This window comes from Enterobacter sp. CPE_E1241, assembly GCF_045618265.1.
Taxonomy (GTDB): domain Bacteria; phylum Pseudomonadota; class Gammaproteobacteria; order Enterobacterales; family Enterobacteriaceae; genus Enterobacter; species Enterobacter adelaidei.
Map to the genome: position 1 here is coordinate 1301878 of NZ_JBIWYV010000001.1, position 24810 is coordinate 1326687.

26 protein-coding genes are annotated in these 24810 nt (G+C 52.0%); 5 read left to right on the plus strand and 21 right to left on the minus strand.

Going from position 1 to position 24810, the window contains the following annotated elements:
- Positions 1-55: 55 nt before the first annotated feature.
- A complete protein-coding gene (gene dcuC, locus ACJ9Y9_RS06255; RefSeq protein ID WP_028019484.1) occupies positions 56-1423 on the minus strand; it encodes an anaerobic C4-dicarboxylate transporter DcuC in 1368 nt (455 codons plus the stop codon).
- Positions 1424-1814: 391 nt separating this feature from the next.
- Here dcuC and pagP point away from each other — a divergent pair, with 391 nt between their 5' ends.
- Both pagP and cspE read left to right on the plus strand, forming a co-directional pair.
- Positions 1815-2432, plus strand: coding sequence for a lipid IV(A) palmitoyltransferase PagP (gene pagP, locus ACJ9Y9_RS06260; protein WP_255659631.1), 618 nt, complete (start codon positions 1815-1817; stop codon positions 2430-2432).
- A 190-nt stretch (positions 2433-2622) separates the two neighbouring features.
- The gene (gene cspE / locus ACJ9Y9_RS06265) at positions 2623-2832 is read left to right on the plus strand and encodes a transcription antiterminator/RNA stability regulator CspE (protein ID WP_002439184.1); all 210 of its coding nucleotides are present in this window, start codon (positions 2623-2625) and stop codon (positions 2830-2832) included.
- 219 nt (positions 2833-3051) lie between these two features.
- Here cspE and crcB read toward each other — a convergent pair whose 3' ends face one another.
- The gene (gene crcB, locus ACJ9Y9_RS06270) at positions 3052-3435 is read right to left on the minus strand and encodes a fluoride efflux transporter CrcB (RefSeq protein WP_028019482.1); all 384 of its coding nucleotides are present in this window, start codon (positions 3433-3435) and stop codon (positions 3052-3054) included.
- Between the two features lie 67 nt (positions 3436-3502).
- Between crcB and ACJ9Y9_RS06275 the strand changes: the two genes are divergently transcribed.
- Together ACJ9Y9_RS06275 and tatE are read left to right on the plus strand one after the other, a co-directional pair.
- Positions 3503-4291 (plus strand): deaminated glutathione amidase, encoded by a 789-nt coding sequence (locus ACJ9Y9_RS06275; RefSeq protein WP_028019481.1) that lies wholly within the window; start codon positions 3503-3505, stop codon positions 4289-4291.
- Between the two features lie 125 nt (positions 4292-4416).
- Positions 4417-4620 carry a twin-arginine translocase subunit TatE gene (tatE, locus tag ACJ9Y9_RS06280; protein ID WP_023310742.1) on the plus strand — a complete coding sequence of 68 codons (204 nt, stop codon included), beginning with the start codon at positions 4417-4419 and terminating at the stop codon, positions 4618-4620.
- 81 nt (positions 4621-4701) lie between these two features.
- On the opposite strand, the gene lipA is transcribed toward tatE, so the two are convergent.
- From lipA to leuS, 14 genes are all read right to left on the minus strand, one after another.
- The gene (gene lipA / locus ACJ9Y9_RS06285) at positions 4702-5667 is read right to left on the minus strand and encodes a lipoyl synthase (RefSeq protein WP_028019480.1); all 966 of its coding nucleotides are present in this window, start codon (positions 5665-5667) and stop codon (positions 4702-4704) included.
- Positions 5668-5874: 207 nt separating this feature from the next.
- The gene (locus ACJ9Y9_RS06290; RefSeq protein WP_032667026.1) at positions 5875-6828 is read right to left on the minus strand and encodes a YbeF family transcriptional regulator; all 954 of its coding nucleotides are present in this window, start codon (positions 6826-6828) and stop codon (positions 5875-5877) included.
- A 291-nt stretch (positions 6829-7119) separates the two neighbouring features.
- Positions 7120-7761: a lipoyl(octanoyl) transferase LipB gene (gene lipB, locus ACJ9Y9_RS06295; RefSeq protein ID WP_028019478.1), complete on the minus strand. Its 642-nt coding sequence runs from the start codon at positions 7759-7761 to the stop codon at positions 7120-7122.
- 94 nt (positions 7762-7855) lie between these two features.
- Positions 7856-8119 (minus strand): DUF493 family protein YbeD, encoded by a 264-nt coding sequence (gene ybeD, locus ACJ9Y9_RS06300; RefSeq protein WP_003858718.1) that lies wholly within the window; start codon positions 8117-8119, stop codon positions 7856-7858.
- 105 nt (positions 8120-8224) lie between these two features.
- Positions 8225-9436: a D-alanyl-D-alanine carboxypeptidase DacA gene (dacA, locus tag ACJ9Y9_RS06305; protein WP_028019477.1), complete on the minus strand. Its 1212-nt coding sequence runs from the start codon at positions 9434-9436 to the stop codon at positions 8225-8227.
- 139 nt (positions 9437-9575) lie between these two features.
- Positions 9576-10688: an endolytic peptidoglycan transglycosylase RlpA gene (gene rlpA / locus ACJ9Y9_RS06310; protein ID WP_028019476.1), complete on the minus strand. Its 1113-nt coding sequence runs from the start codon at positions 10686-10688 to the stop codon at positions 9576-9578.
- 16 nt (positions 10689-10704) lie between these two features.
- Positions 10705-11817: a peptidoglycan glycosyltransferase MrdB gene (gene mrdB, locus ACJ9Y9_RS06315; RefSeq protein ID WP_028019475.1), complete on the minus strand. Its 1113-nt coding sequence runs from the start codon at positions 11815-11817 to the stop codon at positions 10705-10707.
- Between the two features lie 2 nt (positions 11818-11819).
- On the minus strand, positions 11820-13721 hold the full coding sequence (gene mrdA / locus ACJ9Y9_RS06320) for a peptidoglycan DD-transpeptidase MrdA (protein WP_028019474.1): 1902 nt from the start codon (positions 13719-13721) through the stop codon (positions 11820-11822).
- A gap of 29 nt (positions 13722-13750) precedes the next feature.
- The gene (gene rlmH / locus ACJ9Y9_RS06325; RefSeq protein WP_003858701.1) at positions 13751-14218 is read right to left on the minus strand and encodes a 23S rRNA (pseudouridine(1915)-N(3))-methyltransferase RlmH; all 468 of its coding nucleotides are present in this window, start codon (positions 14216-14218) and stop codon (positions 13751-13753) included.
- A gap of 3 nt (positions 14219-14221) precedes the next feature.
- Positions 14222-14539: a ribosome silencing factor gene (gene rsfS, locus ACJ9Y9_RS06330; protein WP_003858696.1), complete on the minus strand. Its 318-nt coding sequence runs from the start codon at positions 14537-14539 to the stop codon at positions 14222-14224.
- A gap of 269 nt (positions 14540-14808) precedes the next feature.
- On the minus strand, positions 14809-15474 hold the full coding sequence (gene nadD, locus ACJ9Y9_RS06335; RefSeq protein WP_407226077.1) for a nicotinate-nucleotide adenylyltransferase: 666 nt from the start codon (positions 15472-15474) through the stop codon (positions 14809-14811).
- Complete coding sequence (gene holA, locus ACJ9Y9_RS06340) at positions 15467-16498, minus strand: DNA polymerase III subunit delta (RefSeq protein WP_028019472.1); 1032 nt, start codon at positions 16496-16498, stop codon at positions 15467-15469. Before holA ends, nadD begins: the two co-directional genes overlap by 8 nt.
- The gene (gene lptE, locus ACJ9Y9_RS06345) at positions 16498-17067 is read right to left on the minus strand and encodes an LPS assembly lipoprotein LptE (protein ID WP_028019471.1); all 570 of its coding nucleotides are present in this window, start codon (positions 17065-17067) and stop codon (positions 16498-16500) included. Before lptE ends, holA begins: the two co-directional genes overlap by 1 nt.
- Before the next feature lie 14 nt (positions 17068-17081).
- Complete coding sequence (gene leuS / locus ACJ9Y9_RS06350; protein ID WP_032667025.1) at positions 17082-19664, minus strand: leucine--tRNA ligase; 2583 nt, start codon at positions 19662-19664, stop codon at positions 17082-17084.
- Between the two features lie 214 nt (positions 19665-19878).
- On the opposite strand from leuS, the gene ACJ9Y9_RS06355 reads away from it, so the two are divergent.
- The gene (locus ACJ9Y9_RS06355; RefSeq protein WP_028019469.1) at positions 19879-20361 is read left to right on the plus strand and encodes a zinc ribbon-containing protein; all 483 of its coding nucleotides are present in this window, start codon (positions 19879-19881) and stop codon (positions 20359-20361) included.
- Positions 20362-20440: 79 nt separating this feature from the next.
- Here ACJ9Y9_RS06355 and rihA read toward each other — a convergent pair whose 3' ends face one another.
- The 5 genes from rihA to ACJ9Y9_RS06380 all read right to left on the minus strand — a co-directional run bounded on the left by rihA (position 20441) and on the right by ACJ9Y9_RS06380 (position 24703).
- Positions 20441-21382 (minus strand): pyrimidine-specific ribonucleoside hydrolase RihA, encoded by a 942-nt coding sequence (rihA, locus tag ACJ9Y9_RS06360; protein ID WP_028019468.1) that lies wholly within the window; start codon positions 21380-21382, stop codon positions 20441-20443.
- 120 nt (positions 21383-21502) lie between these two features.
- A complete protein-coding gene (locus ACJ9Y9_RS06365) occupies positions 21503-22228 on the minus strand; it encodes an amino acid ABC transporter ATP-binding protein (protein WP_014883001.1) in 726 nt (241 codons plus the stop codon).
- Entirely contained in the window at positions 22228-22902 is a 675-nt protein-coding gene (gltK, locus tag ACJ9Y9_RS06370; RefSeq protein WP_023334900.1) for a glutamate/aspartate ABC transporter permease GltK, read from the minus strand. Before gltK ends, ACJ9Y9_RS06365 begins: the two co-directional genes overlap by 1 nt.
- Positions 22902-23642 (minus strand): glutamate/aspartate ABC transporter permease GltJ, encoded by a 741-nt coding sequence (gltJ, locus tag ACJ9Y9_RS06375; RefSeq protein ID WP_028019467.1) that lies wholly within the window; start codon positions 23640-23642, stop codon positions 22902-22904. Before gltJ ends, gltK begins: the two co-directional genes overlap by 1 nt.
- A gap of 155 nt (positions 23643-23797) precedes the next feature.
- The gene (locus ACJ9Y9_RS06380) at positions 23798-24703 is read right to left on the minus strand and encodes an amino acid ABC transporter substrate-binding protein (RefSeq protein ID WP_014069338.1); all 906 of its coding nucleotides are present in this window, start codon (positions 24701-24703) and stop codon (positions 23798-23800) included.
- Positions 24704-24810 lie beyond the last annotated feature (107 nt).

The window sequence follows — 24810 nt, forward strand, 5'->3', positions numbered from 1 at the left end:
ATTATTAAAGCACAAAAAGCGCCCGCAGGCGCTTTCTGGATATCAGTAATTTAACTTAAGCGGCACCGGGAACCAGCACCTCCGTGGCAATAATCACGATAATCAGGCCAACAATAACCGGTACGGAGGTACGTTTTACCACTTCGAATGGCGAAATTTTTGCCATCCCGGCAACGGCGACGACGACGCCGGATACAGGGGAAATGGTACGACCCAGGTTGGACGCCTGCAGCATCGGAATGGAAAGATACGCTGGATTAATCCCGGAAGAGTGAGCCAGTTTCGGGATCATCTCAACGAAGGCATAGAAAGGCGCGTTACCGGAACCCGTTGTCATGGCCGCCAGCATGGTGAGCACCACCAGCACCAGCATCAGGATAATACTGGCGGAGCCGAATGAGGTCGCGATGGAGATCAGGCTCTGAATAAAACCGATAGTGCTCAGCCCCTGGGCAAAGACACCCGCGGCAACCAACAGCATAACAACGCCAGCAAACGCATCTGCCATACCGCGATACGCAACTTCCAGGCCAGAGAAGACTTTTTGTGTATTAAAGCCGCGTACAAATTCCAGCACTGCGGCCAGCAGCATACAGATGACCAGAATGGTAATGATATGTAGCTGAGGGCCCCATTTACCGTCAAAAATCAGCACACCTATAATCGGCGTGAACGGCAGAATGGCGTAAAACGCTGGCGCTGTCGTGGTGATTTCACTTACATCCATCATTTCATGGCTGATGTTTTCTTTCTTATCGAGATAGCGTTGCCAGAAGAAATGCGCGATACCCATTCCCACAATTGAAACTATCGAGATCGGTAGCGTGGTTTTAAAGGCGAAGTCGATAAGCGACATTTCCGCTGCTTTTGCCGCCAGCACGACGTCGCCAGAGGTAGGGGAGAGAATAATAGCTGCCGGAGACGCGCAAATTGCCGCCGCCGCACCACGGCTAATACCGACATTCACCATCACCGGGAACAGCGTAGCCATTAGCAGGACGCCAAGTCCGGTTGCCGACGAAACGGCCAGTGACATCAGGCAGGCGAGGAAATAGGCTGCGACCATCAGCAGATACGGAGAGTTAATATATTGCAGGGGTTTAGAGGCAAGCTTAACGACCATGTCGTTGGCGCCGATATGGGTCATGTAGGCCGCAAACCCGCACAGCATCATGATCATCATACCCAGGTCGCCGCCGCGGCTCATGAGTAATATTTTAATGTATTCAACAATATCGGTAGCAGTGTAACCCGTGCTGCTTGCGCTGGCCGGTAACACCTGATGACCCATTATGGCGCTGATAATCAGCAGTGTTAAACCACCGACAAATAATACGCCTGTTGCCGAGTATCCCTTAATGATGTAGCGAGCTACACCGACAATGACGACGACCCCAATAAGGAGTTCGATTAACGTAAGCATGATTTCCCCTGTATCTCTGCTGCCCTTGAGCACAAATAATCAAAAAAAAGAAGGATGAAAATGTGCCGAATTAATGGCCTGTTCTTGCTGATTAAAATCAATAAATAGATGACTAAAGAGCAGTCAGACAGTGTTTTTGCCACGGCTTATACATTTATATCATGAGGGGCTTGACCAGTAGTAACACCGCAATTTGTCTTTACAATGATAATGAAATGTTAATTTTTTGTAAGTTGCTGAGTGTTTGTATTACCAGGGAATAAATTCGCTAATGACACACTCTTAGTGTGATTATTCGCGCTTGCTGGTGGACTATTTTAAGAATATTCCCTCAGGAGTGCGAATAATTAGGAATAATACTGATGCTGTTAAGCGTTGATTAAACTAATTTATGGTAGACTTTGCCTCGAATACTAAGAATGGTAATTGCATTGTGATCGTACGTAATACATTTTTCTCTATTTTGTTGTTTATTTTTGGGCAGTTAACGTTCTCCTCCGTTGCACAGGCAGAGGACAACGCAAAGGATAAAGGCTGGTTCTCTACCTTCACGGATAATGTTTCTCAGACCTGGACCGCGCCTGAACATTATGATCTCTATGTTCCGGCAATAACGTGGCATGCACGTTTTGCTTATGACAAAGAGAAGACAGATAAATACAACGAGCGCCCGTGGGGGGCTGGTTTTGGTCAGTCGCGCTGGGATGAAAAGGGCAACTGGCATGGCATCTATCTGATGGCCTTTAAAGATTCGTTTAATAAATGGGAACCGATAGGGGGTTATGGCTGGGAGAAAACCTGGCGTCCGTTAGCGGACGAGAACTTCCACGTCGGTTTAGGTTATACCGCCGGCGTCACTGCACGTGACAACTGGAATTATATCCCGATCCCGGTGCTGCTTCCGCTTGCCTCTATTGGCTATGGCCCCGCAACGTTCCAGATGACCTACATCCCGGGGACTTACAACAACGGAAACGTTTACTTCGCCTGGATGCGTTTTCAGTTTTAACTGACAAAACGTTACATGGTGGTGAAAAAACGCGCAGACGTTGATTCATAAACGATAAAAATCTGTCAGTGAAAATTAACGCGACTTTAGTCACTTTTTATCAAAGATCCGCTGGACAAAAGGTCTCACAATTGATGTACTGGTAACCGACACAGCATTTGTGTCGTTTTTTAATGTAAAGGTAATTTTGATGTCTAAGATTAAAGGTAACGTTAAGTGGTTTAATGAGTCCAAAGGATTCGGTTTCATTACTCCTGAAGATGGCAGCAAAGACGTGTTCGTACACTTCTCTGCAATCCAGTCTAATGGTTTCAAAACTCTGGCTGAAGGTCAGCGTGTAGAGTTCGAAATCACTAACGGTGCCAAAGGCCCTTCTGCTGCTAACGTAATCGCTCTGTAATTCAGACGCGTCAGCAAGAATTTCAAAACCCGCTCACAGAGCGGGTTTTTTTCGTTTTGAATCAGCCAAGCAGATACATTTTCAGGAAGCTGGCAACGATCAGCACGCTTAACAACACCATTCCTGCGCTCATCAGACTCTGTTTCATTCTGTCACCCTCGTTCAGCACTGGAGCCAGAGTGACAGAGAAAAATTAAGGCAACATTAACGGTTCGACAGTTAATGCGTACTTGCGGAGGAAAATAGCCAGAATGCGATCCCCGTCATCGCAAAGGAGCCGAGCATGTTAATCGCGATATTCGTCAGCGCCCAGCCGATACGGCCTTCCTGAAAGAGAAACACCACTTCTGCAGAGAACGTCGAGAAGGTGGTTAACCCGCCGCAGAAACCTGTCGTAATCAGGACTTTCCACATCGGGTCGATGTGTGTCATTCGGTTAAACCAGGCCAGCCCCATACCAATAATGAAAGCACCAATCAGGTTTGCGGCAAGTGTTCCCATGGGTATAGCCTGATGAAGGGGGTTAAACCGCATACTCAGAAACCATCGCGCAACGCTACCCGTTCCCCCACCAATAAAAACGGCTAAAAGTAGTTGTAACACGCTAAATACCTGCTATTTGATGTGTAAGAGTAGCGAGTTTAACGCTGTTTATGATGAGGGGACAAATATGTATGTTGCAGTTGGACAGTTTGCGGTCACGCCAGACTGGCACAAAAATGCGCTCACGTGCGTCAACCTGATGAAGCAGGCCTGGCAGAAAGGCGCGTTGTTGCTGGTTCTCCCTGAGGCGCTGCTGGCCAGGGATGATAATGACCCGGATTTATCCGTGAAGTCCGCGCAGTTGCTGGACGGCGAATTTTTACAGCAATTGCTCGCTCAGAGCGCGGGTAATACGATGACGACGATATTAACGATCCATGTTCCCTCAACGCCGGGTCGAGCAGTCAATACGCTTGTGGCTATCCGTGGCGGGGCCATTGTCGCACGTTACGCCAAACTTCATCTCTATGATGCGTTCAGCATTCAGGAGTCACGGCTTGTTGATCCCGGTGACTGTGTTCCGCCGCTACTGGATATTGACGGGTTTAAGGTTGGGTTGATGACGTGCTACGATTTACGTTTTCCGGAGCTGGCGCTCAATTTGGCGCTACAAGGGGCGGACATTCTGGTATTGCCTGCGGCTTGGGTGAAAGGGCCGTTAAAAGAGCATCATTGGGGAACATTGCTTGCGGCGCGTGCACTTGATACCACTTGTTATGTCGTTGCCGCAGGGGAGTGCGGTAATAAAAACATCGGGCAAAGCAGGGTGGTCGATCCGCTGGGGGTGACGATTGCTGCTGCAGCGGAAACCCCTGTGTTGCTGGTCGCGGAGATTAATTTAGAACGGATTGCGCTTGCACGTCAGCAATTACCTGTTCTTCATAACCGTCGGTTTGCGCCACCGCAATTATTGTGATGTTTTTTTCAACAATGCTTGATTCACCTTGTTACAGATTGCTATTGTGTGCACGCGTCAAATGACCGTTAATACAATCAGGTTTTGGCGCTGAATGCAGCCTGTTTTAAGTAAAGAAGGTATCTATGGGTGAGATTAGTATTACCAAACTGCTGGTGGTTGCCGCACTGGTCGTCCTGCTGTTTGGTACCAAGAAGTTACGCACGCTGGGTGGTGACCTGGGGGCTGCCATCAAAGGCTTTAAGAAAGCAATGAACGACGATGATGCGGCAGCTAAGAAAAGCGCTGAGGATGACGTCCCGGCAGACAAGCTTTCTCACAAAGAGTGATAGCAATGCCTGAGGGCTTGCGAAAAAAAACCGGCTCATGAGGCCGGTTTTTTCGTATTACTGTAAATGAATATTACAGAATTATTTAACTTCTTCGCCTTTCGCCTGCATATCGGCATGGTATGAGGAGCGAACAAATGGGCCGCATGCTGCGTGGGTAAAGCCCATCGCCATCGCTTCGGCTTTCATCTCATCAAACTCGTCCGGGCTTACGTAGCGCTGTACCGGAAGGTGGTGGCGGCTTGGTTGCAGATATTGTCCCAACGTCAGCATAGTGACGCCGTGGCGACGCAGATCGCGCATTACCTCAATGATTTCATCATTGGTTTCACCCAGGCCAACCATCAGGCCAGACTTGGTTGGAATATGCGGATGCGCCTCTTTGAAGCGCTCCAGCAGCTTCAGGGACCAGTTATAATCTGCACCTGGACGTACCTGGCGGTAGATACGTGGTACGTTCTCCAGATTGTGGTTAAACACATCTGGCGGCGTCGCGGTCAGGATGTCCAGCGCACGGTCCATACGGCCGCGGAAGTCAGGAACCAGCGTCTCGATTTTGATGTTCGGGCTTTTCTCACGAATGGCAGTAATACAGTCAGCAAAGTGCTGAGCACCCCCATCACGCAGGTCGTCACGGTCAACAGATGTGATGACGACATAACGCAGCGCCATGTCGGCGATGGTCTGTGCCAGTTTTTGAGGCTCGTTAGCGTCGGGCGCTACCGGACGGCCATGAGCAACATCGCAGAACGGGCAGCGGCGGGTACAGATGGCACCCAGAATCATAAACGTCGCGGTGCCGTGATTGAAACATTCAGCAAGGTTCGGACAAGAGGCTTCTTCACAGACGGAGTGAAGGCCATTCTTGCGCATCGCCGCTTTGATCCCCTGGATACGCGAAGAGTCGGCCGGAAGTTTGATTTTCATCCATTCCGGTTTTCTTAACAGCGCCTCGCGCTCTGTAGCCACGTTTTTAACCGGGATAAGGGCCATTTTATCGGCATCGCGGTATTTAACACCGCGTTCCATCACAATGGGTTTACTCATAGCGTGCGTGTTCCAGTTGCGAATATCGAAGGAAAGCGTTTCAATTCAAGGGAATGTTGTATTTATCAACTATTTTTGAACGAACGACAGGAAGTATATCATTGAAACGGTCGTTAAAGCAGCCTGCCAGGTCGCCAATTTGTAAAATAGTTGTTGTTTTGTGCCTTTTGCCCTGCCTCTGGCAGGGACTTGTGCTGGCTAAATCTGTCAGAAGGCCTGACGGATAATGCGGATGACGTTTTCCAGTACCGGATCGCGCAAACTCAGTTTGTTGTAATGCAGAGAAATCTCGATAGATTCCGCATTAAGTTGACTGAGGGGAATGCTTTCCAGCGGCCAGCATTTTCGCAGCAGGCTGTACAGGCGTGAAGGCATGATACAGAGCATGTCACTGCTGCCAATCAGGGATGCGGTGGTAAACATATTGTAACTGCTGAAACTTATCTGACGTTCCGGGAAGATTTCATCAATCCGCTGGCGCAGGGCATGATTAGACTGCCCATCGGTCATGAATGATGAATGATCATAGTTGCGCAAGTTTTCGATGGCCAATGGCTCGCTAAGAGCAGGATGATGTTGGCGGCAAACCAGAACCAGGTTATCTGCATAAAGCACATTTTGCCCGAGTGCTCTGGCGCTAAAGCTGCCGCTATCAATAATCAGGTCTGTCTGAAACTGAGCAAGCTGAATATCAGGTTCATTGAGAGGCACATTGCGAAGCAGGAGCTGCGGCACTTGCTCTTTCACGGCCTGGAAGATCGCAGGCATCACCAGTACACCCACAGAAGGGGAGCAGCCGATGGTGATGGTTCTCTGCTTATCGTAGCTCCCGGTTAAATCCAGTGCGCCCAGGATCGACTCCAGCCCCTGGCTGATGTACTCGTGGAGATGTGTGGCGTAAGCCGTTGGCGTCACCCCCTGACCCTTACGGATAAATAACGGGTCGGGAAATATAGCGCGTAGCTTTTGGATTGACTGACTTATTGCTGATGGCGTGAGATTAAGAATTTTCGCAGCATTAACGATACCCTTATGGACATATACTGCCTCAAAAATAGTCAGTAAATTGAGATCAATATTACGTAAAGTCCGAAAAATTTGCGGCTTGTCTTCGCCACCAGGTTCATTCAGGCGTTTAGCTGGTAAATTAGTAGACTCCACGCTTTTACTCCGTATACATTCACATTATGAATGATAGTTGAATTTATTTATTATGCCTGTAGAGATTCGTAAAGTGTTGGTTTTGTTTTACTTGTCTATCAAAAACAAACAGTTGTGTGATTATCACTCAAGTTACTTAGATCCTGCGTATCGCGCTTGCTGGAGGCTAAATAATATGTAACGGTAATATTCGGGCGCTTCGAAAATATAGAATCTGTGGTTTATTGTAAAGCGTAAAAGCGGTAAATAAACACTGGCCCGTCAAATTATCGAGCCATGTTGTATAATATATTAAGCAGGGATATATTCGTGTGGGGGATTGTTAAGTAGCGCTAACATGTGCTTCAAAAGGACAGGACGAATATTTTCTGGCGCAGCCGTGTCGACCCACTGGCACATTTGTGTCATTTCCATGCCGGCGTAGCCACAGGGGTTTATGCGCTGGAAAGGCGTAAGATCCATATTAATATTCAACGCCAGACCGTGAAATGAACAACCTTTTCGAATACGCAGTCCCAGAGAGCAGATCTTCATTTCGCCGACGTAGACACCAGGTGCATCGGCACGCGGGTGAGCGTCAATGCCGTATTCCGCCAGCGTATTGACGACAGTGTGTTCCAGTAAGGTAACCAGTTCACGCACACCCAGTTTTCTGCGCTTCAGATTAAGCAGGACGTACATCACCTGCTGCCCCGGCCCGTGATACGTTACCTGTCCGCCGCGGTCGCTCTGAATAACCGGGATATCACCCGTCATTAATAAGTGTTCCGCTTTTCCCGCCTGGCCCTGTGTAAATACCGGCAGGTGTTCGACCAGCCAGATTTCATCAGGGGTGCTGTCATCGCGTGAATCGGTAAAGTCATGCATAGCCTGGGAGACAGGCTCATAAGGTTGCAGCCCGAGGTGACGGACCAGAATTTTATCCTGATACAAAACTGCGTCTCCGAAGACGAAGGACATAAGATGAGAGGGAGTATATCACAGCGGGAAGAGGGGTTACCCGGCAAAGCGGGTAACCTCTAAGGGACTACAGCACCATACGAACAATTTCGATATTGCCGAGTTCTTCGTACAGCGTCTCAACCTGCTCAATGTGAGTCGCAGTGATGGTAATAGAAACCGAGTGGTAGTTGCCCTTGCTGCTTGGTTTTACTGACGGAGAGTAGTCACCCGGCGCATGGCGCTGTACCACTTCAACCACCTGATCAACCAGCTCAGGTTTCGCCAGACCCATTACTTTGTAGGTAAACGGGGTAGGGAATTCAAGCAGTTCGTTAAGTTTGGTTTTCATGTCAGCTCCGGCGTAACGTCAAAAAGAATAACTCCCACGTCAGGTGGGAGTTATCAGGATACTTAGTATATGGGGATCAAAATCACACTTTCAAGTGTTCGATTTTTAACCAAACCAGTGATGGAACATCAATTTAATGTAATCAATGATTTTGCCGAAGAAATTGCCTTCAGGAATTTCTTGTAGGACAACCAGTGGACGCTGATCGATAGTCTTGCCATCCAGCTGGAAGTTGATCGTGCCCACCACCTGGTTTTTCTGCAGTGGCGCATGCAGTTCGGTGCTGTTCAGTACATAGCTGGCTTTCAGATCTTTCATTCGACCGCGTGGAATGGTCAGGTACAGGTCTTTATCAACGCCGAGGGAGGCACGGTCGTTATCGCCGAACCAGACAGGTTCAGAAGCAAACTCTTTACCTGCTTTCAGTGGGTTTACGGTTTCGAAGAAACGGAAGCCCCAGGTCAGCAGTTTTTTGCTTTCTGTTTCACGGCCTTTAAAGGTGCGACCGCCCATCACGGCGGAGATCAGGCGCATCTGGCCTTCTGTCGCAGAGGCCACCAGGTTGTAACCGGCTTTGTCGGTGTGACCGGTTTTGATGCCGTCAACGTTCAGGCTGTTATCCCACAGCAAGCCGTTACGGTTGGTCTGACGAATACCGTTGAAGGTGAACTCTTTCTCTTTATAGATAGAGTACTCATTAGGTACGTCGCGGATCAGTGCCTGACCAATCAGCGCCATATCACGTGCGGAGCTGTACTGGCCATCGGCGTCCAGGCCATGCACGGTCTGGAAATGGCTGTTTTTCAGACCCAGCGCGGTAACATAGCTGTTCATCAGACCTACGAAGGCATCCTGACTACCGGCGGCGAAATCGGCCATGGCTACGCAGGCATCGTTACCCGACTGCAGGTTGATACCACGGATCAACTGAGAAACAGGAACCTGCATACCTGGTTTCAGGAACATCAGCGAGGAACCTTTGAAAACAGGATTCCCGGTTGCCCACGCATCGTTACCGATGGTGACCAGATCTGATTCTTTGAATTTACCCGCTTTCATCGCCTGGCCGATAACGTAGCTGGTCATCATTTTGGTCAGGCTAGCCGGGTCACGGCGAGCATCGGCGTTCTGTTCCGCCAGCACTTTGCCAGAGTTGTAGTCGATCAGGATGTAGGATTCAGCATCAATTTGCGGAACGCCAGGGATCATGGTCTTGATATTCAGGTCATCGGCGTGAGCTGCAGAGAGTGCAGTAGCGCAAAGGGCCGTGGTCAGCGCCATGCGCTGCACAAAACGAGCGGAAAAAGTGGTCTTCATGGTCAGAACTACGACATCCGTGATGGAATTAAAAAAAGTGCCCTACTATAGCAAATGCTATTCAGGCAGGCATCCGACTTTAAGCATGAGTTTGTGAATGTGTTTTACACAAACTGACAATTCGGATACCGCCGGTTCATTATTTCGCAACAGCGATAAATGACTGAAGTTGAGCTTCATTCTGCAGACGCTGCTGCAAGGACGCTGCCTGCGATTTGCTGGCAAACGGCCCCATTTGAATACGCCAGACCGCGCCATTCTGCTCAACGCGTCCTGGTACGCCAAACTGCTGGCTCAGACGCTGCTGATACTGTTTGGCCCGAGCCTGATCGCTCACTGCGCCTACCTGAACCACATAACTGCCACTGGCCGCTGCTGGAGCAGCAACTGGCGCACTTTGCGTCACGGCTGGGGCTGTTACAGGAGCTGGCTGGGTAGCCGGAGCGGTAACAGGAGCGGGTGCTGGTGTAGGTTCACTGCCTTCCAGCACGCCTGCGGCTAAGGTCGTTGGTGCGCCAAGGAAGCCGCTACTCTTTACCGGTGCGCCGGTCGAGTCATCGCTTTGCAGGGTATCATTGCTGATGGCGCGGATCTCCCCACCTGGCTGAGCAGGCTCTGCCGGTGAAGAGGCGCTCCCCATTCCACCGTCAAGATTTGGGCGGTCAGGAAGGGCATAAGTCTGTTTAGCCACCGTGGTACATGCTGTGCCTGGGCCGGACAGCGAACCATCCTGCGCCACAATAATCGGATCAATACGGACTTTGGTATTGTTTGAGGTGTTCAGGCGGTCAGCGGATGCGCGGGACAGAGAGATCACCCGGTCATTACCGTACGGGCCGCGATCGTTAATTTTCACGACGATCATTCGCCCATTCGCCAGGTTCGTTATACGAGCATAGCTTGGGATCGGCAGCGTTGGGTGCGCCGCGGTAAGCTGCGTTGGGTCAAAGGCTTCGCCTGATGCAGTCAGGTTACTACCGGGTTCAGCATCATAAATGGCGGCAAAGCCTGCCTGACTGAAACGAGAAGGATCCTGAACAATTTTGTAGCTTTTGCCGTCGCGCTCGTAATCCTGATTCGCGCTGGCATTTAGCGGTTCATAAACGGGATCGGCGCCGCTGATTTCAACGATCGGGCCATTACAAACCGCAGGCTGCGGTGGCGCGACGGTTGCCTGTTGCTGACCATCATCACTTGTGCAGGCCGCAAGTAAACTTGCCGCGATGCAGATCCCCAGCCACTGCTTACGCATTCCGATCCCCTTATTTTTATACGCTTTTTGACAACATTTTTCTGTGGGTATGGATCGACATTACGATACCAAACCCGGCCATCAACACGATCAGTGCCGAGCCTCCGTAACTCACCAGCGGCAGCGGTACGCCTACTACTGGCAGAATACCACTCACCATACCAATATTTACGAAGACATAAACGAATAAAATCAACATTAACCCGCCAGCCATGACGCGACCAAAGGTGGTTTGCGCACGAGCGGCAATCCACAATCCGCGCATGATTAGCAGCACGTAGAGCGCCAGCAATATTAAGATGCCAACCAGTCCCAGCTCTTCCGCCAGTACCGCAAAGATAAAGTCAGTGTGGCGTTCCGGTAAAAATTCCAGCTGAGACTGGGTGCCGTGTAGCCAGCCTTTACCGCGTAGGCCACCTGAGCCAATCGCAATCTTGGACTGAATAATATGATAGCCCGCACCAAGCGGATCGGTTTCTGGATCGAGCAACATCATTACGCGCTGGCGCTGGTAATCATGCATCAGGAAGAACCAGAGAATGGGGATGAAAGCCGCAATCAGCACCACCGCGATACCAATCAGACGCCAGCTTAAGCCCGACAGGAAGAGAACAAACAGGCCGGAGAGGGCGATTAATATTGAGGTGCCAAGGTCAGGCTGCGCGGCAACCAGCAGTGTCGGCAGGAAAATCAGCACCAGCGCGATGGCGGTATTTTTTAGCGACGGCGGGCAGACGTCACGGTTGATAAAGCGCGCGACCATCAATGGAACGGCAATTTTGGCAATTTCAGAAGGCTGGAAGCGAACCACACCCAGATCCAGCCAGCGCTGTGCGCCTTTAGAGATAGCGCCGAAGGCGTCAACCGCAACCAGCAACACAATACAGAATATATACAGATACGGCGCCCAGCCTTCATAGACGCGCGGCGGGATCTGCGCCATGACCACCATAATGACCAGACCCATCGCGATCTGGCCGATTTTGCGCTCCATCATGCCGATGTCCTGGCCACTGGCGCTCCAGATAACCAGGGCGCTGTAAACCAGCAGAGCCAGCAGGATCAGCAGCATGGCTGGGTCGATGTGGATTTTATCCCACAGCGATTTCTTATTTGGATTATCCGTCATGATTATTGGTCCTCCGCCGCAGCGGCGGCCGGGTTTTCAGCCGGCAGTTCGGTGTTGTTATCACCCAGCATAATGTGGTCAAGGATCTGGCGCATGATGGTCCCGACTGCTGGTCCGGCACCGCCGTTCTCCAGAATCATTGCCACCGCCACCTGCGGGTTATCATAAGGGGCAAATGCCGTCATCAGTTTATGGTCACGCAGTCTTTCGGCAATGCGGTGCGCGTTATAGGTTTCATTAGCTTTCAGACCAAACACCTGCGCAGTACCTGATTTCGCGGCCACTTTATACGGCGTACCAGTGAAATACTTATGCGCGGTACCGTTAGGGCGGTTTGCTACGCCGTACATACCGTCTTTAGCGATTTCCCAGAAGCCGGAGTGAATATCCCCCACAGGCGCTTCATGCGGCTGGTTCCAGGGCACTTTTTTACCGTCTTCAACCGTACTTAGTAGCAGGTGTGGAACTTTCACGACACCGTCATTGATGAGGATCATCATGGCTTTGTTCATCTGAAGCGGTGTTGCTGTCCAGTAACCCTGTCCGATACCCACCGGAATGGTATCGCCCTGATACCATGGTTTTTTAAAGCGTTTCAGCTTCCATTCACGCGTTGGCATATTACCGGAACGTTCTTCTGCAAGGTCAACGCCGGTGTAGTGCCCATAACCGAATTTGCTCATCCACTCTGAGAGGCGGTCAATCCCCATGTCATACGCCACCTGATAGAAGAAGGTATCCGCAGACTCCTCCAGCGATTTGGTGACGTTCAGATGACCGTGGCCCCATTTTTTCCAGTCACGGTAGCGTTTTTCAGAACCAGGCAACTGCCACCAGCCCGGGTCAAACAGGCTGGTATTACGGTTGATAACACCGGCACTCAATGCAGAAACCGCCACGTACGGTTTAACCGTTGACGCTGGCGGGTAAACACCCTGTGTCGCGCGGTTCACCAGCGGCGTATTAGGGTCATTCAGCAGACCGGAATAGTCCTTACTGGAGATGCCATCGACAAACAGGTTCGGGTCATAACTTGGCATTGAAACCATTGCCAGAATGCCACCGGTACGCGGATCGGTGACCACAACGGCTGCTCGGCTGCCTGCCAGCAGGGTTTCAATATACTGCTGAAGCTTAAGATCGAGCGTCAGATACACATCATGTCCCGCCTGAGGCGGCACTTCTTTAAGCTGGCGAATAACGCGGCCACGGTTGTTAACCTCAACCTCTTCATAGCCAGTCTGTCCGTGCAGAACATCTTCGTAATAACGTTCAATCCCCAGCTTACCGATATCGTGCGTCGCGGCGTAGTTCGCCAGTTTGCCGTCTTTATCGAGACGATCGACGTCTTTATCGTTAATTTTGGAAACGTAGCCAATCACATGCGTCAGCGCAGAGCCATAAGGGTAGTAGCGACGTTTGTAACCCTTCACTTCCACGCCGGGGAAACGGTACTGGTTTACCGCAAAGCGGGCAACCTGGACTTCCGTCAGATTGGTTTTTACCGGAATGGAGGTGAAACGGTGAGAGCGGGCCCGTTCTTTTTTGAAAGCGGCGATATCGTCATCGTTAAGATCGACAACGCTTCTCAGCGCTTCCAGCGTATCCTGAACATTATCGACCTTTTCCGGCATCATCTCTATTTGATAGATGGTGCGGTTTAACGCCAGCGGTGTGCCGTTACGGTCGTAAATGATGCCGCGGCTGGGGGCGATTGGCACCAGCTTAATACGGTTTTCGTTTGAACGCGTCTGGTAATCGGTAAAGCGGACAATTTGCAGATTATAAAGGTTGGCGATCAGCACGCCGGTAAGCAGCAAAATCCCCGTAAAGGCGACCAGCGCCCGGCGCACAAACAGCGCGGACTCAGCCGTATAGTCGCGAAAAGAATTCTGTAGTTTCATCCGCTGCTTAATCTACCCTGGTCAAGTCACTATTCGCGGTGATAGGGGTGGTTGGTCGTAATGCTCCACGCGCGATACAGGCTTTCTGCCACCAGTACCCGAACGAGCGGATGGGGAAGCGTCAGCGCGGAGAGAGACCAACTTTGTTCTGCTGCCGCTTTGCAGGCAGGGGATAACCCTTCTGGCCCGCCAATCAACAGACTGACGTCACGGCCATCCTGCTTCCAGCGCTCCAGTTCGTGCGCCAGCTGCGGCGTATCCCAGGGTTTTCCTGGAATATCGAGGGTGACGATGCGGTTTTTGCCTGCGGCAGCCAGCATCAGTTCGCCCTCTTTATCAAGAATACGTTTGATATCGGCGTTCTTGCCGCGCTTTCCGGCGGGGATCTCCACCAGTTCGAACGGCATGTCTTTTGGGAAACGACGCAGATACTCAGTAAAACCGGTTTGTACCCAGTCCGGCATTTTGGTGCCGACGGCGACCAGTTGCAACTTCACGCATTAACCCCAGAGTTTTTCCAGCTCATACAGGCGACGGCTCTCTTCCTGCATGACATGGACAATCACATCGCCGAGGTCGACAACCACCCAGTCAGCCGTCGCTTCACCTTCAACACCAAGCGGCAACAGCCCTGCTGCACGTGATTCCTGAACCACGTGATCGGCAATCGAAACAACATGACGCGTAGAAGTACCGGTGCAGATAATCATGCAGTCGGTAATACTGGATTTACCCTTAACGTCGATAGCGATGATGTCCTGACCTTTCAGGTCATCAATTTTGTCAATAACAAAATCCTGGAGTGCTTTACCCTGCAAGTTTTCCCCCTGGGGTGAACGAGATTGTATAACTATGAATTCGTGGCCAGACAGTATACCTGAACTAGCGCCTGTGTCGGGACAAATGTCTCCGGCCGGGCTTTTGAAGGCGGGTATCATCCCACCCTCCGCCTGAGATTGCATCGCCATTTTTGTAAAACAATTTCTGTAAAGCAATGATCGGCGGGAAAGTCTGGCAGCGGAGGATAACAGTATGGCTTACTCTGTCAAGGCAGGATAATCAATAAGCCACTTTTTATGGTCCCGGGTCAGGCATCTGCACTTTTCTGATACAACCCGTGTGCGTGAATATACGCCAGTACCGATGCGGGCAGCAGATCGTCACACGCTAAGCCCTGTTGCAGGCGCTCACGAATGAGGGTCGCAGAGATATCGAACCACGGTGTTTCTGCCAGATAAATTTTCCCGGCAGGCTGATTGTGGAGATCTTCAACATTATCGGTGAGATGGTCTTCCAGCCATTGCTGATACTGCTCTTCGCGCATCGTCAGCGGATAACCCGGACGGCGGCAGACAAGCAGGTGGCTGTTCTCCAGAATGGTTTCATACTGATGCCATGTGGGGAGATTTAGCAGTGAATCCTGGCCAATAATGAAGGCCAGCGGCTTGTCAGGGCCTTGTTCAGTCCGCCACTCCTGCAGCGTCTGTGACGTCCAGGAGGGAGTATCGCGACGTAGCTCCCGTTCATCAAGTTTGAAAAGCGGTTTATCCGCAATGGCCAGGACCAGCATCTCTTTGCGTTGCTCGCTGGTCGCCTCAGGCTGGGGACGGTGTGGCGGAACATTATTGGGCATAATGGTGACGCACTGAAGCCCGATCAGATTCGCCAGAATTTCGACTGGCTTCAGATGCCCGTAATGTACCGGGTCGAAGGTGCCACCATACAGGGCCTGTAAAGAATGCATGCTATCCATCAATAAATACGTCTGCGAGCGCCTTGTGGCAGAGCAGCAGAGAAAGGCTTTCCAGCTCTGCCCAGACCGACTGGCCGTAATCTTGTTTTAACGTGAGCTCAGCGCGCATCAGCAGCTGAACAGCCTGTCGCAGCTGTTCATGACTCAGGCGGTTAATGGCCTCTGTCGTCATAGCCCGGCGATTTTGCCATACGCGGTGTTTATCAAACAGCGAACGCAACGGCGTATGGGCAGACTGACGCTTTAGCGTAATCAGCAGCAGTAATTCGCGCTGCAGAGTACGTAGCAGAATAACGGGTTCGCTCCCTTCGAGGCGCAGTTGTTGCAGAATATGCAGGGCGCGTTTGCTTTTCGCCGCCAACAACGCATCCACCCAGTGGAATGGCGTGAAGTGCGCGGCATCGTTAACGGCCTGTTCGACACGCGGTAGGGTGAGTTTACCATCCGGCCAGAGTAGGGAGAGTCTGTCCAGCGCCTGAGCCAGGGCCAGCAGATTTCCTTCATAGCAGTAGCAAAGCAGTTGATTCGCGGCGTCATCCAGTTGAAGGTTGTTTTGCTTCGCTCTCGCCGCCACCCATTTGGGTAGATGCATTTGCTCAGGCGTCTGACAGGTGACCAGCACTGCGTGAGTTGCGAGCTGGGTAAACCAGGCTGCATTTTCCTGTGCTTTAGTGAGCTTGTTGCCGCGCACGATGAAGAGCAGATCGTTGTGCAACAGGCTCACCAGCGTAGCGAGTTGTTCATTCATGGCCGCGTTAGGACCATTTTCCGGGAGCAGGATCTGGATAGTCTGGCGCGACGCGAAAAGACTCATCGCCTGGCAAAGCGAGAAGAGGGCGTTCCAGTCGGTGTTGTTATCCAGTTGAACGGTGTGATGTTCATCAAATCCCTGTGCCGCCGCCGCATGGCGCACGGCATCCAGGCTTTCCTGAAGTAATAGCGGATCGTTTCCAAGAAGCAAATACGCCGCGCGCAGCCCTTCATTGAGCTGCGCGCGAAGTTGTTCAGGATACAGCCTGATCATCATTTACCCAGAGAGTTAGCAGCGGGAAGCGTGCCAGCAACCGGTTTTTCAACAATGTCAGAACCTTGCTTGGTTGACGCTGCAACACTTGGCAGTTTACGGATCAGCTGTTCCGCTGCCTTGTCGTACATTTCGTTGATAATAATCTGCTGTTCGGCATCTTTTGCCAGCGCCGTCTGCGGGTTATCGAAGAACGAACGGTACACTTTCGTGCTGATCGGATAAATATCTTTACCCGGGATCAGAACTGCCGCATCGACCGTTAACACCATCTGATACTCTGCGGTGCGGCCATCCTGGAAGATAGAGGCTGTATCTCTCGACAGACCGCCTCCTATCACACGCAGAGACGGTACATCCTGGCGAAGCGTTTGTTTCTCAACAATTTCAACACCGTTCAGACGCAGCTGGTTACGAATTGCCCGGCTGAGTGGGCCATTCGGATCCCCGGAATCAAAGATCATCGTTTTCATCTGAGCAGGCACCGCCGTAGTATTGCGCAGATGCCAGCCACAGCCAGCGGTGACAAGCACCGCCAGAGATAAGAGTATTGTTGCCAGTTGTCGCACGTTTCCTCCCGCGCTTAGCCAACGACCAGATTCAGCAATTTACCCGGTACGTAGATCACTTTACGTACGGTAACGCCCTCAAGATATTTTGCGACCAGAGGTTCCTGGCCCGCGCGTTCGCGAACCTGTTCTTCGGTTGCATCGACCGCCACGGTAATTTTACCGCGTACTTTGCCGTTTACCTGAACGACAACCAGCGTAGTGTTTTCCACCATCGCGGCTTCGTCGGCCTGTGGCCATGGCGCATTGTCGATATCGCCTTCGCCTTTCAGCTCCTGCCACAGGGTGAAGCTAACGTGCGGAGTGAACGGGTTCAGCATGCGAACGACGGCCAGCAACGCTTCACGCATTAAGGCACGATCCTGCTCGCCGTCCTGCGGGGCTTTCGCCAGCTTATTCATCAGTTCCATAATAGCTGCAATTGCAGTGTTAAAGGTCTGACGACGACCAATATCATCGGTCACTTTCGCAATCGTTTTATGAACATCACGACGCAGCGCCTGCTGATCTTCAGTCAGTGCAGCGGCGTTCAGTGCCGGAGCATCACCCTGTGCAGTGTGTTCGTAAACCAGTTTCCAGACGCGTTTCAGGAAGCGGTTTGCACCTTCCACACCCGATTCCTGCCACTCCAGGGTCATGTCCGCCGGAGAAGCAAACATCATGAACAGACGCACGGTATCCGCGCCGTAACGTTCAACCATCACCTGTGGGTCGATGCCGTTGTTTTTGGATTTAGACATCTTGCTCATGCCGGTATAGACCAGTTCATGACCTTCGGCGTCTTTCGCCTTCACAATGCGGCCTTTCTCGTCACGCTCAACGATAGCATCAACCGGAGAAACCCAGTTACGCTCGCCGTTAGCACCCACGTAGTAGAAGGCATCAGCCAGTACCATACCCTGACACAGCAGCTGTTTTGCCGGTTCGTCAGAGTTCACCATGCCGGCATCGCGCATCAGTTTGTGGAAGAAGCGGAAGTAGAGCAGGTGCATGATGGCATGTTCGATACCACCGATGTAAATGTCTACCGGCAGCCAGTAGTTCGCTGCATCAGAGTCCAGCATACCCTCTTTATACTGCGGGCAGGTGTAACGCGCATAGTACCAGGAGGACTCCATAAAGGTGTCGAAGGTGTCGGTTTCACGCAGAGCAGGCTGGCCGTTGACGGTGGTTTTTGCCCACTCAGGATCGGCTTTGATCGGGCTGGTAATGCCGTCCATAACCACGTCTTCAGGCAGGATCACCGGCAGTTGATCTTCCGGCGTTGGCATCACGGTGCCGTCTTCCAGCGTCACCATTGGGATTGGTGCACCCCAGTAACGCTGACGGGAAACGCCCCAGTCGCGCAGACGGAAGTTAACTTTACGCTCGCCCACGCCCAGAGAGGCCAGTTTGTCTGCAATGGCATTAAAACCGTCTTCGAAGCTCAGTCCGCTGAATTCACCGGAGTTAAACAGGGTGCCTTTTTCAGTCAGCGCTTGCGCGGACAGGTCTGGTTCAGAACCATCGGCGGCCAGGATAACGGCTTTAATCGGCAGGCTGTATTTGGTCGCAAACTCGTAGTCGCGCTGATCGTGGCCAGGAACAGCCATGACTGCACCTGTACCGTATTCCATCAGAACGAAGTTCGCGGCCCAGACAGGGATCGCTTCGCCTGTCAGTGGGTGCTTAGCATAGAAGCCTGTCGCTACACCTTTTTTCTCCATCGTCGCCATGTCGGCTTCGGCCACTTTGGTGTTGCGGCATTCGTCGATGAAGGTGGCCAGTTCCGGATTGTTCTCCGCCGCTTTCTGCGCCAGAGGGTGACCCGCCGCCACGGCCAGGTAGGTCGCGCCCATGAAGGTGTCTGGACGGGTGGTGTAGACGGTCAGGGTCTGGTCGTAGTTCTCAACGTTGAAGGTGATCTCCACGCCTTCAGAACGGCCGATCCAGTTGCGCTGCATGGTTTTAACGGTATCTGGCCAGTGATCCAGCGTATCCAGATCGTTCAGCAGTTCGTCAGCATAGGCTGTGATTTTGATAAACCACTGTGGGATCTCTTTACGCTCAACTTTGGTATCACAACGCCAGCAGCAGCCATCAATAACCTGTTCGTTCGCGAGAACAGTCTGGTCATTTGGACACCAGTTAACAGCAGAGGTCTTCTTATACACCAGGCCTTTTTTGTACAGCTCGGTGAAGAATTTCTGTTCCCAGCGATAGTATTCCGGGGTGCAGGTTGCCAGCTCGCGGCTCCAGTCATAGCCAAAGCCCAGCATTTTAAGCTGGTTTTTCATGTACGCGATGTTGTCATACGTCCATGGGGCAGGTGCGGTGTTGTTTTTTACCGCAGCGCCTTCAGCAGGCAGACCGAACGCATCCCAGCCGATTGGCTGCAGAACGTTTTTGCCCAGCATACGCTGGTAGCGGGCGATCACATCACCAATGGTGTAGTTACGCACGTGGCCCATGTGTAGTCGACCAGAAGGATAGGGAAGCATCGACAGGCAGTAATACTTCTCTTTGCTCTCGTCTTCGGTTACTTCAAAGGTGCGCTTCTCGTCCCAGTGTTGCTGGACTTTTGATTCTATCTCTTCCGGGCGGTATTGCTCTTGCATGGCAGCCAGTGGTCCTGTTTTCAATACAGCTACAAATGTAGCCAATGGATGTGGTATTTCAGATCCGCATAGCATAGCCCAAACGTCCGCGTCAAAACAGCCTTTCGCACAAATGCACATTGCAGGAATTTACCGGGTCTGTGCTTCACCTGACAAAGCGGCGACGAAATAAGGTCTATTATTAGAAATAGTTACTTACCCGGGAGGCAAAATGATGAACAAGGTTGCTCAATTTTACCGCGAACTGGTGGCGACACTGACGGAACGGCTGCGTAACGGCGAGCGCGATATTGACGCGCTGGTGGAGCAGGCTCGTGCCCGCGTGACGCAAACGGGTGAGTTAACGCGCACCGAAGTTGAAGAGGTCACCCGCGCGGTACGCCGTGACCTGGAAGAATTCGCACGCAGCTACCAGGAGAGCCAGGATGAGGTCACTGACAGCGTATTTATGCGGGTGATTAAAGAGAGCCTGTGGCAGGAACTGGTGGATATCACCGATAAAACGCAGCTGGAGTGGCGCGAGGTGTTTCAGGATCTGAACCATCATGGTGTGTATCACAGCGGTGAAGTGGTTGGCCTGGGGAATCTGGTCTGCGAGAAATGCCATCACCATATTGCAGTGTATACGCCGGAAGTGCTGCCGTTATGTCCGAAATGTGGGCACGATCAGTTTCAGCGTCGACCGTTTGAGCCATAAATAAAAGTAAAACGGCAACTATGTTGCCGTTTTTAGTGTCTGCCCCCTCTCACCTTGGGAGAGGGGTAGGGTGAGGGCATCAGGCCGCAGCGTAGTACTTGAGCCTCTCCGCCAGCAAATCCACAAACGCCTGCCGATCGATATCCACCATCACCGTGGTATTCGGCGCATTTCCCGTCAGTGAGTAGTAATCCACTACTGTCATCCCTTGGGTATATTTCCCCTGCGTCTCCACACCGACCCAGCGTTCCACTGTGGTAAACATCTCCGGCTTCAGTAGCCAGGCAATGGTGCATGGATCATGCAGGGGCGCGCCGTGGAAGCCCCACTTCTCGGCTTTGTGATATTCCATAAAGAAGTCGAGCAGTTCGGCCACAGTTGTCGCAACCGGGTTGCCCACCGAGCGGAAACGCTCAATATCGTCCGCCATAATCTGCGCTCGATGGGTAACGTCCAGTCCCGCCATCACAACCGGCAAGCCGGACTGGAAGACAATCTCAGCGGCTTCCGGGTCGACAAAGATGTTGAACTCCGCCGCAGGCGTCCAGTTACCCAGCCCCATTGCGCCACCCATTATCACGATACGGGAAATTTTACTGTGCAGCTCTGGATGACTGTTAAGCAGCAACGCAACGTTGGTTTGCGGACCGGTTGCCACCAGCGTTACCGGCTCGGCACTTTCATGCAGCACCTTCGCCATCAGTTCCACGGCAGTGCAGTGTTGCGGTGCGAAACCCGGCTCCGGCAGTGCCGGGCCGTCCAGCCCGCTCTCACCGTGAACGTTGTCGGCAATGATCAGCTCGCGCATCAGCGGCTTCACGGCTCCGCCGGCGACGGGAATATCGGTGCGTTTGAGCAGTGTTAGCATGCGCAGGACGTTACGCAGGGTTTTTTCAGGCGTCTGGTTTCCGGCGGACGAGGTGACGGCTTTGACGTCAAGTTCAGGGGAGGCAAGAGCGAGGACGAGCGCGATCGCGTCATCATGACCCGGATCGCAATCGAGAATAATAGGCTGTGCCATAGCGTTCTCCATACGTAGCGTTATTTTGTGACAAGGTTAACGCTGCAATGTGACGCCGACGAGAGGAAGTGAGTGAAAGCGTGAAGCAGTGCGCAATCCGCAGATTGCGCACTGAGAAGATTAATGCAGAATTTTGGCAAGGAAGTCTTTTGCACGTTCCGATTTCGGGTTAGCGAAGAACTCTTCTTTCGGCGAGTCTTCCACGATCTTCCCTTCGTCCATAAAGATCACGCGGTTTGCTACTTTGCGGGCGAAGCCCATTTCGTGGGTCACCACCATCATGGTCATCCCTTCGTGCGCCAGCTCGACCATCACGTCCAGCACTTCGTTGATCATCTCTGGATCGAGCGCCGACGTTGGCTCATCAAACAGCATCGCCACCGGATCCATGCACAGCGCGCGGGCGATCGCCACACGCTGCTGTTGGCCGCCAGATAGCTGTGCCGGGAATTTATCGGCATGCGCAGAGAGCCCAACGCGTTCCAGGAGTTTCAGCCCTTTCTCGCGCGACGCTTTTTTATCGCGCTTAAGCACTTTTACCTGCGCCAGCGTCAGGTTCTCAATAATGGAGAGGTGAGGGAACAGCTCAAAATGCTGGAACACCATGCCAACGTGAGAGCGAAGCTGGGCGAGATTGGTTTTTTTGTCATTGACTTTAGTGCCGTTGACGACGATCTCACCCTGCTGCACCGGCTCCAGTCCGTTGACGGTTTTGATCAGCGTGGATTTACCGGAACCTGACGGTCCGCACACTACCACCACATCGCCTTTTTTCACTTCGGTGGAGCAGTCGGTCAGCACCTGAAAGTGCCCATACCATTTAGAAACATTTTTCAGGGAAATCATTATACCGTCCTTTTCTTCAGCCAACTGACCAACAGCGACGCGCTTAAACTAATCACAAAATAGACCGCACCCGCAAAGAGCACCATCTCGACCTGCGTACCATCACGCTCACCGATGGTGGAGGCGGTACGGAAGAAGTCTGCCAGGCTGAGTACATATACCAGAGAGGTATCCTGGAACAGCACGATACCCTGAGTCAGCAGGAGTGGAACCATGGCGCGAAACGCCTGCGGCAGAATGATGAGCTGCATGGACTGCCAGTGTGTCATCCCCAGCGCCAGGGCGGCACTGGACTGCCCACGCGAGATACTCTGGATACCCGCACGGATAATCTCTGAATAGTAAGCGGCCTCAAACATGGAGAACGCCACCATCGCCGAGATCAGGCGGATATCGGTTTTCGGTGACAGTCCCAGCACGTTCTGCAGGAAGCCGGGAACAATCAGGTAAAACCACAGCAGCACCATCACCAGCGGGATGGAGCGGAACACGTTAACGTAGGCGGTCGCAAACCAGGCGAACGGCTTAAAGCTCGACAGGCGCATGACCGCCAGCAGGGTACCCCAGACAATACCGATGATGATGGCGATAACGGTGATTTTTAAGGTAATCACCAGGCCATCAAGTAGGTATGGCATGGATGGAACAATGGAACTCCAGTCAAATTCGTACATTATTTGCCCCCCAGATTGCCCGGCAGGCGAATTTTGCGTTCAACCAGGTTCATCACCAGCATGATGAAAGCGTTAATAAGAACATAGGCGAGCGTGATTGCGGTGAAGGATTCCCACGCATGAGCGGAGTAATCCAGCAGCTTGCCCGCCTGCGCAGCCATATCCACCAGGCCGATGGTCGAGGCGATGGCCGAGTTTTTCACCAGGTTCATCATCTCAGAGGTCATCGGTGGAACGATAACGCGGTAGGCGTTGGGCAGCAGCACATAACGGTAGGTTTGTGGCAGTGTTAATCCCATCGCCAGGCCTGCATTTTTTTGTCCACGCGGCAATGACTGAATGGCGGCTCGCACCTGCTCGCACACGCGGGCAGCGGTAAACAGCCCCAGACAGAGCATCGAGGAGACAAAGAACTGAACGTTAGGATCCAGTTCCGACTTGAACCACATGCCAATATTTTCCGGCAGCAGTTCAGGAATCACCAGATACCAGGTAAAGAACTGCACAATCAGCGGAACGTTACGAAACAGTTCAACGTACAAGGTGCCGAGGGTTGAAAGAAAGCGGTTAGGGACGGTACGCAAAATACCGAACAGCGAGCCGACAAGAAATGCGATGATCCATGCCGTTATGGATAAAGCGACAGTGACCTGAAAGCCGCTCCATAACCAGCCAAGATAGGTGGTGTTGCCGAACGGGGCTTGTTGCAGAAAGATGCCCCAGTTCCAGTCTATTGACATAATAAACTCCAGAAAAAAAAGGGTAGCAGCGCTACCCTCGAAGATTGGTGAGAAGCTCATTTTTCGCGCTGAGTGGGGAACGACCACTCAACGTATAGTCTGTCCATGCTTCCCGACAATCGAGAGGGCAGGAGATCCCGCCCCTGTTGTTCTAATTAGTTAAGAGCCTTGTCATTTGGTGATTTGAACAGCGCTTTCATGTCGTCAGACAGTTCAAAGTTCATGTTCAGGTTTTTTGGTGGAATTGGGTTCTTGAACCACTTGTCGAACCATTTTTCCGCTTCGCCGGAAGTTTGTGCCTGGGCGATGGTGTCATCGATCAGTTTTTTGAACTCAGCGTCGTCTTTACGCAGCATGCAGCCATAAGCTTCTTTTGACTGTGCAGTTCCGACGATTTCCCAGTTGTCCGGTTTCTTCGCTTTCGCGCGTTCGCCCGCCAGCAGGGCGTCATCCATCATAAACGCGACGGCACGGCCACTTTCCAGGGTACGGAAGGAGTCGCCATGGTCTTTCGCGCTGATGATGCGCATATCCATTTTCTTCTCATCATTCAGTTTGTGCAGCAGCACTTCTGAGGTGGTACCGGAGGTGACAACGACCGCTTTGCCTTTCAGGTCAGCAAAATCTTTAATCTCGCCGCCTTTTTTGGTCAGCAGGCGGGTACCTACCACGAAGATGGTGTCAGAGAAAGCAGCCTGTTTCTGACGCTCAAGGTTGTTGGTGGTGGAGCCACACTCAAAATCAAAGGTGCCGTTTTGCAGCAGTGGAATACGGTTTTGTGAAGTGATTGGGATCAGCTTCACCTGCAGGTCAGGTTTGTTCAGCTTTTTCTTCACGGCTTCAACGATGGCGTTGGAGTAATCCTGTGAATAACCCACGACTTTTTGCGTGTTGTCGTAGTAAGAGAACGGAACAGAAGATTCACGGTGGCCGACCACGATCACGCCGTTTTTGGCGATCTTGTCGAGAGTGCTCCCGGCAGCCGGAGCGTCTTCAGCGTGAACCACGCCTGCAGACATCCCCATCACCAGCATTGCTGTGGCCAGTTTACGTAATTGCATACCCAACTCCTTTTTTATCAGCGCCAGAGACGCATTGATACCCATTGTGATGTTGTTATATCTCGCGCTATGCGAGTACAGTGTTATGCAAGCTTGTTAACATTTAG

Bases quoted from the DNA above. Each gene is read 5' to 3' on its own strand.
- ACJ9Y9_RS06365 (WP_014883001.1), bottom strand. From the start codon at position 22,228: ATGATTTCCCTGAAAAATGTTTCTAAATGGTATGGGCACTTTCAGGTG.
- tatE (WP_023310742.1), top strand. From the start codon at position 4,417: ATGGGTGAGATTAGTATTACCAAACTGCTGGTGGTTGCCGCACTGGTC.
- dacA (WP_028019477.1), bottom strand. From the start codon at position 9,436: ATGAAGACCACTTTTTCCGCTCGTTTTGTGCAGCGCATGGCGCTGACC.
- mrdB (WP_028019475.1), bottom strand. From the start codon at position 11,817: ATGACGGATAATCCAAATAAGAAATCGCTGTGGGATAAAATCCACATC.
- rlpA (WP_028019476.1), bottom strand. From the start codon at position 10,688: ATGCGTAAGCAGTGGCTGGGGATCTGCATCGCGGCAAGTTTACTTGCG.
- dcuC (WP_028019484.1), bottom strand. From the start codon at position 1,423: ATGCTTACGTTAATCGAACTCCTTATTGGGGTCGTCGTCATTGTCGGT.
- ACJ9Y9_RS06275 (WP_028019481.1), top strand. From the start codon at position 3,503: ATGTATGTTGCAGTTGGACAGTTTGCGGTCACGCCAGACTGGCACAAA.
- holA (WP_028019472.1), bottom strand. From the start codon at position 16,498: ATGATCAGGCTGTATCCTGAACAACTTCGCGCGCAGCTCAATGAAGGG.
- gltK (WP_023334900.1), bottom strand. From the start codon at position 22,902: ATGTACGAATTTGACTGGAGTTCCATTGTTCCATCCATGCCATACCTA.
- leuS (WP_032667025.1), bottom strand. From the start codon at position 19,664: ATGCAAGAGCAATACCGCCCGGAAGAGATAGAATCAAAAGTCCAGCAA.
- lipA (WP_028019480.1), bottom strand. From the start codon at position 5,667: ATGAGTAAACCCATTGTGATGGAACGCGGTGTTAAATACCGCGATGCC.
- pagP (WP_255659631.1), top strand. From the start codon at position 1,815: ATGGTAGACTTTGCCTCGAATACTAAGAATGGTAATTGCATTGTGATC.
- rihA (WP_028019468.1), bottom strand. From the start codon at position 21,382: ATGGCACAGCCTATTATTCTCGATTGCGATCCGGGTCATGATGACGCG.
- cspE (WP_002439184.1), top strand. From the start codon at position 2,623: ATGTCTAAGATTAAAGGTAACGTTAAGTGGTTTAATGAGTCCAAAGGA.
- gltJ (WP_028019467.1), bottom strand. From the start codon at position 23,642: ATGTCAATAGACTGGAACTGGGGCATCTTTCTGCAACAAGCCCCGTTC.
- ACJ9Y9_RS06380 (WP_014069338.1), bottom strand. From the start codon at position 24,703: ATGCAATTACGTAAACTGGCCACAGCAATGCTGGTGATGGGGATGTCT.
- nadD (WP_407226077.1), bottom strand. From the start codon at position 15,474: ATGGATAGCATGCATTCTTTACAGGCCCTGTATGGTGGCACCTTCGAC.
- mrdA (WP_028019474.1), bottom strand. From the start codon at position 13,721: ATGAAACTACAGAATTCTTTTCGCGACTATACGGCTGAGTCCGCGCTG.
- ybeD (WP_003858718.1), bottom strand. From the start codon at position 8,119: ATGAAAACCAAACTTAACGAACTGCTTGAATTCCCTACCCCGTTTACC.
- ACJ9Y9_RS06355 (WP_028019469.1), top strand. From the start codon at position 19,879: ATGAACAAGGTTGCTCAATTTTACCGCGAACTGGTGGCGACACTGACG.